The organism is Pseudomonas sp. NFPP28 (genome assembly GCF_900115535.1).
In the GTDB taxonomy this organism is placed as follows: Bacteria; Pseudomonadota; Gammaproteobacteria; order Pseudomonadales; family Pseudomonadaceae; genus Aquipseudomonas; species Aquipseudomonas extremorientalis.
This window is the reverse complement of sequence record NZ_FOWT01000003.1, coordinates 498,068-512,088: the sequence shown is the minus strand read 5'-3', so window position 1 is coordinate 512,088 and position 14,021 is coordinate 498,068. Positions and strand designations below refer to the sequence as shown.

Annotated in this window: 10 protein-coding genes; 2 read left to right on the top strand and 8 right to left on the bottom strand. The window is 62.3% G+C overall.

Annotated elements, in window-relative coordinates:
• The first annotated feature begins 180 nt into the window (after positions 1–180).
• Positions 181–561, top strand: coding sequence for a hypothetical protein (locus tag BM110_RS29345; protein ID WP_139220326.1), 381 nt, complete (start codon positions 181–183; stop codon positions 559–561).
• A gap of 58 nt (positions 562–619) precedes the next feature.
• Here the strand turns inward: BM110_RS29345 and BM110_RS11055 are convergent, their stop codons facing one another.
• From BM110_RS11055 to BM110_RS11020, 8 genes are all read right to left on the bottom strand, one after another.
• Positions 620–1,147: a hypothetical protein gene (locus BM110_RS11055; RefSeq protein WP_093513380.1), complete on the bottom strand. Its 528-nt coding sequence runs from the start codon at positions 1,145–1,147 to the stop codon at positions 620–622.
• Between the two features lie 74 nt (positions 1,148–1,221).
• Positions 1,222–2,862 (bottom strand): BatD family protein, encoded by a 1,641-nt coding sequence (locus BM110_RS11050; protein WP_092244202.1) that lies wholly within the window; start codon positions 2,860–2,862, stop codon positions 1,222–1,224.
• Complete coding sequence (locus tag BM110_RS11045; RefSeq protein ID WP_093513379.1) at positions 2,859–4,598, bottom strand: tetratricopeptide repeat protein; 1,740 nt, start codon at positions 4,596–4,598, stop codon at positions 2,859–2,861. The genes BM110_RS11050 and BM110_RS11045 overlap by 4 nt, the downstream gene beginning before the upstream one ends.
• Entirely contained in the window at positions 4,595–5,683 is a 1,089-nt protein-coding gene (locus BM110_RS11040) for a vWA domain-containing protein (RefSeq protein WP_093121210.1), read from the bottom strand. The genes BM110_RS11045 and BM110_RS11040 overlap by 4 nt, the downstream gene beginning before the upstream one ends.
• Complete coding sequence (locus BM110_RS11035) at positions 5,676–6,170, bottom strand: DUF4381 domain-containing protein (RefSeq protein ID WP_071487950.1); 495 nt, start codon at positions 6,168–6,170, stop codon at positions 5,676–5,678. The genes BM110_RS11040 and BM110_RS11035 overlap by 8 nt, the downstream gene beginning before the upstream one ends.
• Complete coding sequence (locus BM110_RS11030) at positions 6,167–7,099, bottom strand: DUF58 domain-containing protein (protein ID WP_092244193.1); 933 nt, start codon at positions 7,097–7,099, stop codon at positions 6,167–6,169. Before BM110_RS11030 ends, BM110_RS11035 begins: the two co-directional genes overlap by 4 nt.
• Before the next feature lie 5 nt (positions 7,100–7,104).
• On the bottom strand, positions 7,105–8,064 hold the full coding sequence (locus BM110_RS11025; protein WP_003174327.1) for an AAA family ATPase: 960 nt from the start codon (positions 8,062–8,064) through the stop codon (positions 7,105–7,107).
• Between the two features lie 198 nt (positions 8,065–8,262).
• On the bottom strand, positions 8,263–8,616 hold the full coding sequence (locus tag BM110_RS11020) for a hypothetical protein (protein ID WP_093513378.1): 354 nt from the start codon (positions 8,614–8,616) through the stop codon (positions 8,263–8,265).
• A 492-nt stretch (positions 8,617–9,108) separates the two neighbouring features.
• Between BM110_RS11020 and BM110_RS11015 the strand changes: the two genes are divergently transcribed.
• Positions 9,109–13,968 (top strand): NAD-glutamate dehydrogenase, encoded by a 4,860-nt coding sequence (locus BM110_RS11015; RefSeq protein WP_092244190.1) that lies wholly within the window; start codon positions 9,109–9,111, stop codon positions 13,966–13,968.
• Positions 13,969–14,021 lie beyond the last annotated feature (53 nt).

The window sequence follows — 14,021 nt, the reverse complement described above, 5'->3', positions numbered from 1 at the left end:
ATTAGGAAACGCCTTACTTATTCCTGCACTAAAAAATGACAGGACTTTCCTTCCAGGATTTAGGAAGCAGCTGGCTTAATTTGATAAAAATTCATGCAGTCTGGCAAGCGTGGAGTGGTCAAATAACGCGCTCCTCGTGTGATGCGCTTTTGTGTTTTCTTAATAATGATGGAGACTATTATGAAAAGCCTTATTGCATTGCTGCTTGCTGTATTGACGTTGTTTGCCACGCCAGCCTCTGCGCTATGTCTCTATATCACTGATAGTTACAGTGGAATCATACCACCTGAGGAGGAAATTACTGCTCATCGTCCATTTGCAATAACCTCGGCCAACGGCTGTTACGGGGCGAGCATTGATGCAATGGTTACAGTAGGAGGGGCTGGAAGGACTCCCGGGATTTTTATCGAGCGTGAAGTAGGCGGGACGTGGAAAAAGGAAACTTTCAGTATAGGCAGTAACGCCTCGTACTCAGGCCCGTTTGGTAACTATCGAGTCAGGCTGAAAAACAACGAAGCGGTACCGAAATCCTACTCAGGTACGATCAGATACGGTCGCTGAGGGGTTAAAGGCAGTGCGTCAGGGCAGTCCCCGACGCACTGTGCTTCACGCTGTGCATTTAAGCACGCTCATTGACTGATAAATTACTATGCGTTGATTTTACGAAGTAGGCCAGCGCGTTGATAGCTTGATTGGCCTCGACCATGCTTCGTAAATGGTCCATGGCACCATCGCGCTTACTGATTCGTGGATCAGTTTTAAAATAAGCTACCGTGTCTTCCAGTTGTTCGTTGAATAACGCTATGCCGTTAAATTTTACATGGGTATTTGTCTGGCGCCCATTGGCATCGGATGCGCCGTCACCAGAAATGAACATTCCAAATGCACGCTCACTGATCATTCCGTCGTCAAAAAGCCGTCTGCCAACTTTCTTCAATTCTGCGGTACTGATTGACGTCATATCATAATCTTTCAAAAACTCCTTAAGCTGACTGATCTTCTCCTGATCGCCAAGCTTCAATGTATCCGACGCCTCGGAGGCTTCGGTAATGGTGAATGCATTCGTGACTTGCTGCGGATTTTTGATGGTATAAGCATCTGTCTGCTTACTTAATGGCGGATAGGAAACATTCAACGTAATGGCCATTTTAAAAACTCCATTAATCGAAAGCTACATGGTTTTATCGGCCATGCCTGTCCTATCTTGAGTAGTGACCTTGGCTACTTGGGATACAGCGGCGGCAGGCTGGTGGTATCCGCCGCCGGGTCCGGTTCGCGCTCAGCTATCGGAATCGCCTTCACCGCACGCCACAGGTCTTCACCCAACCAGAAATGCCCGCTCTCGCTATACAGTGCACCATTCAAACCGTCCAACGCGTCCGACAGCGGCACAAACCGCGCCGCCATATCCGCCAGGGTTTCCGGCTGTTGCCGCGCCCAGGCGTCAAGGGCCTGGCGGGTGGCTTGGGGGTCGTTGGCCTGGGTGGCGCGTTTAAGGTCGTCGAGCAGCGTGCGCGGGCTCGGGCCGGTCTGTGCGGCGCGCTGCACGGCCGGTTGCCGACGTGCACGCCACCACAGGCCAAAACCCAGCAGGGTGGTGCAGGCCAGGATCAGCGTACTCAGTTGCCACAGCCACAGGCGTTCATCGTCCGGCGCGGTGATCACCGTCGGCGTAGCGGGGGTATCCACGGCCAGGCTCGGGTTGATGGCGACCTGCAAGGTGCGCGCCGGCAGGCTGGTGCGTTCGAGGTGGTCTTCGTGGGTGTTCCACCACACCACGTCCACGGCGGGCAGTTCCAGATTGCCGGCGCGAGTGGGCACCAGGGCCTCGCGGTCTTCGCGGCTGCCGATCAGGCCATGGTCGCTGGTCTGGTTGCCGAGCACCGGCTGGTCCGGGTAACGGCGCAGGCCGTTGATTTCGGTGCTGGGCAGCGCTGGCAGTTGTGCGCTGGAAAGGCCCTCGGCCTTGACCGTAAGGCTGCGGGTCAGGGAGTCGCCGACCTGCACATGCTCGGGCTCCGGGTTCCAGTGTTCGCTCAAGGTCAGGCTGCGTGCCGGCAACCACGGCGCATCGGCGGGATACAGCGCCGGTTTGGGTTTGACCACCAGCGGCAGCTCTGCGGAACTCACGTGGATCAACTTGCCCGGCTTGGTGCCTTGCAGGGTGTTTTCCTGGGGCGGGCGCGATTCCACCAGGGTCGCGCTGAAGGTCTGCGTCGGGATCGCCAACGTGCCGCTGTGCTGCGGGTAGATCGCGTAGCGGGTCTCGATCACGCCGTGGCGGATGCTGTTGATGACCTTTTCATAGGTGCGCGACTCGCCCAACTGCTCCACACGCGCATCGGCAATCTGCAACGGCGTGAGGCTGCTGTCGTCATACAGCGACACCGAGTGGTAGACGCGCACGGTCAACAGCGCCTGGGCCTGGACATAGACGCTGGTCTGGTCGAGGTTGGCCTCGATAAATACCGGCGCCAGCTCGGCAGCGGTGTTCTGGCTGGCGGTCTCCACCACTTGCAGGCTGATCGGCTGGGTCTTGTGTTCGCCCACTTGCAGGGGCGGGATGACCACCGTGCCGTTTTCCCTGGGCAGCAGGGTGATGATCCAGCGCGTGGTGGCGTGGTTGTCGCCGCCCAGCGTGGTGAGTTGGTTGATCTGCCGCGTGCCGCTGACTTCGAACTGCGCATCCAGCGGCGACAGGTCGGGTTTGCCGAACTGAGTGACGTCGCTGGACTCCACCGTCAGTTCCACCGTTTCCCCGGAGTTGACGCGGCTGCGGTCGACGCTGGCGACCAGGCTCGCCGCCTGGGCGTGGCCGGCCGACAAGGCGAGCAGAAGCAGTAGGGTGGTGCGGCGGCTCATCGAGTCTTGTCCTGATGTTGTTGCTGTTCGTACCAGAATTTGCGGCGCAGCAGTTCGCCGGGGTTGTCCGGGATCTCCTGCAGCCATTGCTCCAGGGCCTGGCGATGTTCACCGTCGAGGCTGGCCTCGCTAGGCCGCAGCGGTGGGGTGGTGGTCTGTTCGTCGCCCAGTTCGCTGCCCGGTACTTCATTGCCCGCGGTTTGCGGCGTGTTGCCGGGCTCGGTGTCGCCAGTGCCGGCTTCACCCTGGCCTTGGGATGACTGTTCGCCGCCTGTGGCGTTTTGCCCAGTGGCGCCCGGTTGCGCAGTTTGGCCGGGTTGGGTGGTTTCGTCATCCTCGTTTTTTGCCGCAGGAGACGGCTCCGGCTGGGCCTGTTCCTGCATAAGGGTTTCTACCAGCGCTTTGTTTTTCAGCGCCGGTTGCAGGTCGGGCTGGGCTTCGAGGGCTTGCTCGTAGGCGTCGATAGCGGCTTCCAGTTCCCCGGATTTTGCCAGCGCATTGCCCCGATTGTAGTGGGAGTAGGCGTCATTGCCTTCGGCAAACAGCTTGATGGCCTCGGCATAGTTGCCGGCCTCGTAAAGCGCCACGCCCTTCCACTGCGGGTCCTGGAAGTGTTCGGCGGCTTCGGCCGGGCGTTTTTTCTTCAGCAGATATTGGCCCTGCTGGTCGGGACGCAGCCACAGGTCTTGCAGGCCGAAGGCGTAGCTGGGTTGCGGTGCAATCAACAGCAGCAACGGCAGGCAGAACAACCAGCCGCGCCGACCGGCGCAGGCGGCCAATAGCAACAGCGGCAGGAGCAGCCAGTAGCCCTGGTCGGCCCAGGTGTCGAGGTGCAGCAACTGGCCGTCGTTGCGCAGGGTTTGCGGTGGGTCGAGCACGCCGAGCTGGCGCAGGTCCTTGTCGTCCAGCCGCGCAGCGCGGTAGCGGCCACCCATTTCGCTGGCGAAGGCCTTGAGGGTCGGGCTGTCCAGGCGCGGCACCAGGATCGCGCCTTGTTCGTCCTTGAGGAACTCGCCGCTTTCCTGGGTCACCGGCGTGCCCTCGCGGCTGCCGATGCCGAGGATCGACAAACTCGGCGCCTGGCCGCTTTGCAGCAATAGGCGGATGCCCTGGCGCTCCTGTTTGGACAGCGAAGAACCAATCAGCAACAGGCGGCCCTGGCCGAGGCCGCCTTGTTTGAGCAGACCCAGGGCCTTCTCGACGGCCAGGTCGGCGCGGTGGCCGGGTTCGGGCATGATCGAGGGACGCAAGGCCTCCAGCAGGTTGCGGCTGGTGGCCAGGTCGTCCGACAGCGGCACCAGCGTGTGGGCGCTGCCGGCATAGACGACAATGGCGGTTTGCGCATCGGTGCGCGCCTGCAACAGGTCGTACAGCTTGCGCCGCGCCTGCTCCAGGCGGTTGGGCGGGCTGTCGGTGGCGAGCATTTCCGGGGTCAGCTCCAGCAGCACCACCAATGGGTCGGACGGTTTCTGGTTGGACTGCTCGACTCTTTGCCAACTGGGGCCGAGCAACGCCAGCACTGCCAACAGCCAGGCAATGCCCAGCACCACCCAGGGCGATTTGCTCTCGCGGCCGTTGCCACCGCTGAGCAATACCGCGTGGAAGGCCGGCGGCAGGATCATTTGCCAGCGTCCGGCGCGCTTTTGCCGGTGCCACAGATGCCACAGCAGCCAGCCGAGCAACGGCAACAGCAACAACCACCAGGGACGGAACCAGTGCGGCCACAGGTCGATCATCGACGCCTCCGCAAACGCAGGCGTTTGAGGCGCTGGCGCCATTCCGGGTGTTGCTGCAGGAAAATCCCCTTGCTCGACAGCTTATTGAACACGCGTTGCAGGGCGTTGTTCGGCCAACGTTCCTGGATCACCAGCAACATGCTCAGCACCAGCGCGAGGGCCAGCGGCGCGCTGTACAAGGCCAGGGCGGGCCGCGCCTGGGTGGGTTGTTGTTCGACAGGTTCGAGCTTGTCGAGGGTTTGCTTGATCGCTTGCAACTCTTCGCCATCACGTGCTCGGAAGTACTGGCCGTGGGTGGCTTCGGCGATGGCCTTGAGCGCCGGTTCGTCGAGGTCAAGGCTCGGGTTGACGCCAAGGATGCCCAGGGAACCCGTTTGCTCCGGGTCGGCGCCGATGCCGATGGGGTAGATCTTCACGCCTTCTTCGGCCGCCAGGCGCGCAGCGGTCAGCGGGTCGATCTGCCCGGCATTGTTGGCGCCGTCAGTGACCAGGATCAGCACGCGGCTCTGCGCCGGACGCTGGCGCAGGCGTTTCAAGGCCAGGCCGATGGCATCGCCAATCGCAGTGTTCTTGCCGGCAATGCCGATGCGCGCTTCATCCAGCCAGGTGCGCACGGTGCGGCGGTCGAACGTCAGCGGTGCCTGCAGGTAGGCCTGGCTGCCGAACAGGATCAGGCCGACGCGATCACCCTCACGGCCCTCAAGAAAGTCGCCGAGCAGGTGCTTGACCAGGCTCAAGCGACTCACGTCTTCGTCCTGCCAGTTCATATCGGGAAAATCCATGGAGCCGGACACGTCTACCGCCACCAGCAGGTCGCGGCCACTGGCGGCGATGGGCAGTGGCTCACCGAGCCATTCCGGGCGTGCGGCGGCGGTCAACAGCAGCAACCACAGCACCACGAAGGGCGCTTGCTGGCGCCAGCCCGGCAGGTTGACGCGGGCGCGGCGGCGGGCCAGGCCTTCGAGGTCGCTGAGGTAGCTGACTTTCAATGCGGGCTCACCACTGTCGGCGGCGGGCAGCACCAGGCGCATCAACCAGGGCAATGGCAACAGGGCAAAGATCCACGGCCAGGCGAACTCAAACATGTTTGCGAATCCAGGTATCGACCGCTTGGGTCAGGCCGGCGATGGCCTTGTCGTCGAGTCTGCATTCGGGTTTGTAGGCGCCTTCCACCAGCACCATCCAGCGCGTGAGGCCGGCGGCAGGGCAGCGGTTGTCGAGGAACGCCAGCCATTTGCGGCCGTTGAGGGTGTGGCTCTGGCTGTAGGGGTAGTCGTTGCGGCACAGGCGCTTGAGCAGGCCGTTGAGCTGTTGCAGCCAGGCGCCGGCAGGCGCGCCGTCGTAGGGTTTGGGCATCAGCGCCAGTTCCGCCAGGGCGGCAATGCGCAGCGGGTCCAGCGGTTGTTCGGCGCGAGCCACGGGGCGGCGGGCCGGCAGGAAACGGCGCAGGGACCACAGGCCCCAACCGAGCAGCGGAATCACCAGCAGCAACAGCCACCAACCTGGCGCAGGCGGCCAGAAGCCGATGGCGGGCGGGGCGATCAGCGGTTGCAGTTGGTCCAGGCTGCTCATTGTTTTTTAACCGGGCGTTGCGGGTTGAGGTATTCGCGCAGTTGCTCGACCATTTCGCTCTGGGTGCTCAAAGGCATCAACAGCACACGCAGTTTCTGCGCGAGCAGTTCCCAGCGGGCAATGCGCGCTTCGGCCTGGGCCTTGTAGGCCTGGCGCAGGTCGAAGTTGAGTGTGTCCAGTTCCAGCTGGGCGCCGCGTTCGGCGAAGCGCAACAGCCCGGCGGCGGGCAGGGCGTGGTCCAGCGGGTCGGAGATCGGCAGCAGCAACAGGTCGCAGTGGCGTGACAGCAGGCTGAGTTGTTGCTCGGCGCCCTCGGTCAGCGCGCGTTCATCGCAGATCACAATCACCAGGCTGCCGGGGCGCAGCACTTCGCGGCCACGACGCAGGGCCATGCCGAGGGCGTCGGCTTCGGGGCGGCTGTCGGTGTTCAGGCTCTGGTTGACTCGCACCAGGCGGTTGAGCAATTGCAGCAGGCTCTGCTTGCTGCGCCGGGGCTTGATTTCGTAGTGCTCGCTATCGCCGAACACCAGCCCGCCCACGCGGTCGTTGTGGCCCAGCGCGGCCCAGCCGATCAGGCTGGCCGCCTGTGCCGCCAGCACCGACTTGAACATTTGCCCGGAGCCGAAAAACAGCCGGCAGCTTTGCTCCACCATGATGAAGATGGGCCGCTCGCGCTCTTCATGGAACAGCTTGGTGTGCGGCTCCTGGGTACGCGCCGTCACGCGCCAGTCGATGGTGCGCACATCGTCCCCGGCCTGGTACACGCGCACCTGGTCGAAGTCCACACCGCGTCCGCGCAGTTTGGAGTGGTGCAGGCCGATCAGCGGGCTGCGCTGGCTTGGGGTGGAAAACAGCTGCACTTCGCGCACGCGATGGCGCATCTCGATCAACTCGCTGAGCGTGATGCGGATGCCATCGCCTGCGTTCATGGGTTTCAAGCGACGGCAACGACGTCGAGAATGCGTTGCACCACGCGGTCCTGGTCGATGCCGGCGGCTTCGGCTTCGAACGACAGGATGATGCGATGGCGCAGCACGTCGAACAGCACCGCCTGGATGTCTTCCGGGCTGACGAAGTCGCGACCGGCCAGCCAGGCATGGGCGCGGGCGCAGCGGTCGAGGGCGATGGAGCCGCGAGGGCTGGCGCCGTAGGCGATCCACTCGGCCATCTCCGGATCAAATTTGGCCGGCGTGCGCGTGGCCATGACCAGTTGCACCAGGTATTCCTCCACCGCGTCGGCCATGTACAGGCCGAGGATTTCCTTGCGTGCGGCGAAGATCGCCTGCTGGCTGACGCGACGTTCCGGCTTGGTTTCGCCGTTGAGCGCTTCGCCACGGGCCTGTTGCAGGATGCGTCGCTCCACGGCGGCGTCGGGGAAGCCGATCTTGACGTGCATCAGGAAACGGTCGAGCTGGGCCTCCGGCAGGGGGTAGGTGCCTTCCTGTTCGATGGGGTTTTGCGTGGCCATCACCAGGAACAGCGGCGACAGGTCATAGGTACTGCGCCCGACGCTGACCTGGCGCTCGGCCATGGCTTCCAGCAGGGCCGATTGCACCTTGGCCGGGGCGCGGTTGATTTCGTCCGCCAGCACCAGGTTGTGGAAGATCGGGCCCTGCTGGAACACGAAGCTGCCGGTTTCCGGGCGATAGATCTCGGTGCCGGTGATGTCGGCGGGCAACAGGTCGGGGGTGAACTGGATACGATGGAACTGCGCTTCGATCCCTTCGGCCAACTCTTTGATGGCCTTGGTCTTGGCCAGGCCTGGCGCGCCTTCCACCAGCATATGGCCGTCGGCGAGCAAGGCGATCAACAGGCGATCGATGAGTTTTTCCTGGCCGAGAATCTGCGTAGAAAGAAAGGTTCGCAGCGCAAGCAGCGCTTCACGATGTTCCATCGATGACGGTTCCTGGAGAGATGAGCCTTGGCGTTGTGAAAAATGCCAAGACCTGGGGCGTCTACTTTAAAGCATCGAGGGGGGTGGCGACTAACGGCGTGACGGGTATTTTTGGCAAATCTTGTAGGAAATGTGTGTGGGAACGCGGTCGATGTGGGAGGGGGCTTGCCCCCTCCCACATTTGATTGTGGGTGCCGCTTAAATTCGGGTGAAGGCGCCGGTGCCTTTCAGGATGTTTTGCAGGGTTTGCTCGACTTCGGCCATATCCGACGCCGCCGTGGCGTGGGTAATCTCCAGCTGGTCCTTGCCACCCAAGGCATCGGCATCGCCGGCAGCCAATTCGACCAGCAGGGTAGTGTCACTCAGCGTGACCTTCAGCCCATCCAGCGTCGAGGGCTCGTAATCCCAGGTCAACTCCACTTCGTCTTCATCCGGGTAGCGGGTGAGCATGAACATTTCGCCGTTCTTGCCGTGGCAGCAGAGCATGGCCATGTTGTCTTCTTCGTCGTCGCACGGCGTGGCCATCAGGGCGTCGGTTTTCAGTTGCAGCATGGGCAATCCTGTCTGGGGTAGGGCGTAATGCGCGCAATTGTGCCATTGCGGCGAATTTTGTGCTGCTTCCTGTGTCATACCCCGTGCATGACCTGGCGGGCAATATCGGTCATTTCTGATACTCGCCGGCGTGGAAATAGCCGGTTTTTCTCCCGGGAATGATGGGTTGCCCAAGTCGCAACCCGGTGCCTGCTTACTGATGACCGAATATGTCGCAGCGTCGCAAGCAGCTGGCTTCCCACACTCGTTAAGCTGCGCAACGGATGTGCATGAGCCTGGCGCCTGACCTGCCCGTCGTACCGTCACCCGGCAAGGTGCACATCTTATGGAAGTTGTATGTGACCTCATTGTCTTGTCCAGCTTCACCCACCTGTCACCCTGATTCGTTTATGGTGCTTAACTCGTCACCCAGCGAACAGCGCTGACGGTCTCCCCGCAAGGGGATAACACGCGACGCTTCCATCAATAACAAGCCCAAGCGGAGTACCACAGATGGCGTTTTTCACCGCAGCCAGCAAGGCCGACTTCCAGCATCAACTGCAAGCGGCACTGGCGCAGCACATCAGTGAACAGGCACTGCCACAAGTGGCGCTGTTCGCTGAACAATTCTTCGGCATCATTTCCCTGGACGAACTGACCCAGCGTCGCCTTTCCGACCTGGCCGGTTGCACCCTCTCTGCGTGGCGCCTGCTTGAGCGCTTTGACCATACCCAACCGCAAGTGCGGGTCTACAACCCCGATTACGAACGTCATGGCTGGCAGTCGACCCACACCGCGGTCGAAGTGCTGCACCATGACCTGCCCTTCCTGGTGGACTCGGTCCGCACCGAGCTGAACCGCCGTGGCTACAGCATCCACACCCTGCAGACCACCGTGCTCAGCGTACGCCGTGGCGCCAAGGGCGAGTTGCTGGAAATCCTGCCAAAAGGCACCCAGGGCGAAGGCATCCTGCAAGAATCGCTGATGTACCTGGAAATCGATCGTTGCGCCAACGCCGCCGAACTGAACGTGCTGAGCAAAGAGCTTGAGCAGGTGCTGGGCGAAGTGCGCGTGGCCGTGGCCGATTTCGAACCGATGAAAGCCAAGGTCCAGGACCTGCTGGCCGGTATCGATGCGAGCCAGTTCGCTATCGACGGTGAAGAAAAAGCCGAGATCAAGAACTTCCTGGAATGGCTGGTGGGCAACCACTTCACCTTCCTCGGCTATGAAGAGTTCGTGGTACGTGACGAGGCGGACGGCGGTCATATCGAATATGACGCCGGTTCCTTCCTCGGTCTGACCAAGCTGCTGCGCGCCGGCCTCACCGCCGACGATCTGCGCATCGAAGATTACGCCGTGGCCTACCTGCGTGAGCCAGCCGCGCTGTCCTTCGCCAAGGCCGCGCACCCGAGCCGCGTGCACCGCCCGGCCTACCCGGACTACGTGTCGATCCGTGAGATCGACGCCGACGGCAAGGTCATCAAGGAACACCGCTTCATGGGCTTGTACACCTCCTCGGTGTATGGCGAAAGCGTACGGGCCATTCCATACATCCGCCGCAAGGTCGCGGAAATCGAACGTCGCTCGGGCTTCCAGCCCAAGGCGCACCTGGGCAAGGAGCTGGCCCAGGTCGTTGAAGTGCTGCCCCGTGACGACCTGTTCCAGACCCCGGTCGACGAGTTGTTCAGCACTGTGATGTCGATCGTGCAGATCCAGGAGCGCAACAAGATCCGCGTGTTCCTGCGCAAGGACCCGTACGGTCGTTTCTGCTACTGCCTGGCCTACGTGCCACGCGACATCTATTCCACCGAAGTGCGCCAGAAGATCCAGCAAGTATTGATGGATCGCCTGAAGGCCTCGGACTGCGAGTTCTGGACCTTCTTCTCCGAATCCGTGCTGGCCCGTGTGCAGCTGATTCTGCGGGTTGATCCGAAGAACCGCCTGGATATCGACCCGCTGCAACTGGAAAAGGAAGTGGTGCAGGCCTGCCGCAGCTGGCAGGACGACTACTCCAGCCTGGTGGTGGAAAGCTTTGGAGAAGCCCACGGCACCAATGTGCTGGCGGACTTCCCGAAAGGCTTCCCGGCCGGTTACCGCGAGCGCTTTGCCGCGCACTCGGCGGTGGTCGACATGCAGCACTTGCTCAGCCTCACCGAAGCCAATCCGCTGGTGATGAGCTTCTATCAGCCGCTGGGCCAGGTCTCCGGCCAACGCGAGCTGCATTGCAAGCTGTACCACGCCGACACCCCGCTGGCGCTGTCCGACGTGCTGCCGATCCTGGAAAACCTCGGCCTGCGTGTGCTGGGCGAATTCCCGTACCGTCTGCGTCATGCCAATGGCCGTGAGTTCTGGATCCATGACTTCGCGTTCATCGCCGCCGAAGGCGTGAACCTGGATATCCAGCAACTCAACGACACCCTGCAGGACGCGTTCGTGCACATCGTGCATGGCGACGCCGAGAACGATGCGTTCAACCGCCTGGTGCTCACCGCTGGCCTGCCATGGCGCGACGTCGCGCTGCTGCGCGCCTACGCCCGTTACCTCAAGCAGATCCGCCTGGGCTTCGACCTCGGTTACATCGCCAGCACCCTGAACAACCACACCGACATCGCCCGCGAGTTGACCCGGTTGTTCAAGACCCGCTTCTACTTGGCGCGCAAGCTCACCGCCGACGACCTGGAAGACAAGCAGCAACGCCTGGAGCAAGCGATCCTCACCGCCCTGGACGATGTCCAGGTGCTCAACGAAGACCGCATCCTGCGTCGCTACCTGGACCTGATCAAGGCGACCCTGCGTACCAACTTCTACCAGACCGACGCCAACGGGCAGAACAAGTCGTACTTCAGCTTCAAGTTCAATCCGCACGCGATCCCTGAATTGCCCAAGCCGGTGCCGAAGTTTGAAATCTTCGTGTACTCGCCACGGGTCGAAGGCGTGCACCTGCGCTTCGGCAACGTCGCCCGCGGCGGCCTGCGCTGGTCCGACCGTGAAGAAGACTTCCGCACCGAAGTGCTTGGCCTGGTCAAAGCCCAGCAAGTGAAGAACTCGGTGATCGTGCCGGTGGGGGCGAAGGGCGGCTTCCTGCCGCGTCGCCTGCCTCTGGGCGGCAGCCGTGACGAGATCGCGGCCGAGGGCATCGCCTGCTACCGCATCTTCATTTCCGGCCTGCTGGACATTACCGATAACCTCAAGGACGGCGCCCTGGTGCCACCGGCCAACGTCGTGCGCCATGACGACGATGACCCGTACCTGGTGGTGGCGGCGGACAAGGGCACCGCGACCTTCTCCGACATCGCCAACGGCATCGCCATCGACTACGGCTTCTGGCTGGGTGACGCGTTCGCCTCCGGTGGTTCCGCCGGTTACGACCACAAGAAAATGGGCATCACCGCCAAGGGCGCATGGGTCGGCGTGCAGCGTCACTTCCGTGAGCGCGGCATCAATGTGCAGGAAGACAGCATCACCGTGGTGGGCGTCGGCGACATGGCCGGTGACGTGTTCGGCAACGGCCTGTTGATGTCCGACAAGCTGCAACTGGTCGCGGCCTTCAACCACCTGCATATCTTCATTGACCCGAACCCGAACCCGGCCACCAGCTTCGTCGAGCGCAAGCGCCTGTTCGAGCTGCCGCGTTCGGCCTGGACCGACTATGACACCAGCATCATGTCCGAAGGCGGCGGTATCTTCTCGCGCAGCGCGAAGAGCATTGCCATCTCGCCACAGATGAAGGAACGCTTCGACATCTCGGCCGACAAGCTGACGCCGACCGAACTGCTGAATGCCTTGCTCAAGGCGCCGGTAGACCTGTTGTGGAACGGCGGTATTGGCACTTACGTCAAGGCCAGCAGCGAAAGCCACGCCGATGTGGGCGACAAGGCCAACGACGCCCTGCGCGTCAACGGCAACGAGCTGCGCTGCAAGGTGGTGGGCGAGGGCGGTAACCTCGGCATGACCCAGCTGGGTCGTGTGGAATTCGGCCTCAATGGCGGCGGTTCCAACACCGACTTCATCGACAACGCCGGTGGCGTGGACTGCTCCGACCACGAAGTGAACATCAAGATCCTGCTCAACGAAGTGGTGCAGGCCGGTGACATGACCGACAAGCAACGCAACCAGTTGCTGGCGAGCATGACCGAAGAAGTCGGCAACCTGGTGTTGGGCAACAACTACAAGCAGACCCAGGCCCTGTCCCTGGCGGCGCGCCGTGCCTACGAGCGTGCTGCCGAGTACAAGCGCCTGATGAGCGACCTGGAGGGTCGTGGCAAGCTGGACCGCGCCATCGAGTACCTGCCGACCGAGGAGCAGCTCACCGAGCGCGCCGCGAACGGCAAGGGCCTGACCCGTCCGGAGCTGTCGGTGCTGATCTCGTACAGCAAGATCGACCTCAAGGAAGCGCTGCTCAAGTCGCTGGTACCGGATGACGAGTACCTGACCCGCGACATGGAGACCGCGTTCCCGCCGAGCCTGGTCGCCAAGTTCGGTGAGGCCATGCGTCGCCACCGCCTCAAGCGCGAGATCGTCAGCACCCAGATCGCCAACGACCTGGTCAACCACATGGGCATCACCTTCGTGCAGCGACTCAAAGAGTCGACCGGCATGAGCCCGGCGAACGTGGCCGGCGCGTATGTGATCGTGCGTGACATCTTCCACCTCCCGCACTGGTTCCGCCAAATAGAAGCCCTGGACCACCAGGTCTCCGCCGAGGTGCAACTGGAGCTGATGGATGAGCTGATGCGCCTGGGTCGTCGTGCTACGCGCTGGTTCCTGCGCAGCCGTCGCAACGAGCAGGACGCTGGCCGTGACACCGCGCACTTCGGTCCGCACCTGGCGGCGCTGGGCCTCAAGCTCGACGAACTGCTGGAAGGCCCGACCCGCGAAGGCTGGCAGAAGCGCTACCAGGCCTACACCGAAGCCGGCGTGCCGGAGTTGTTGGCACGCATGGTTGCAGGCACGACCCACCTGTACACCTTGCTGCCGATCATCGAAGCCGCTGACGTGACCGGGCATGACGCCGCCGAAGTGGCCAAGGCCTACTTCGCCGTTGGCAGCGCTTTGGACTTGCCATGGTACCTGCAGCAGATCAGCGATCTGCCGGTGGGCAACAACTGGCAGGCTGCGGCCCGCGAAGCGTTCCGCGACGATGTGGACTGGCAGCAACGCGCGATCACCATCTCCGTCCTGCAAATGGCCGACGCGCCACAAGACATGGAAGCCCGCGTGGCCCTGTGGCTTGAGCAGCACAAGGACATGGCCGAGCGTTGGGTGGCGATGATGGTGGAAATTCGTGCGGCGGTCGGCACGGACTACGCTATGTACGCGGTGGCCAACCGGGAGTTGCTGGACCTGGCGTTGAGTGGTCAGTCTGTGCTTTAAACGTCTGATCCGTCGTTGAAAACAAAAATCCCCGCATGGAATGATGCGGGGAT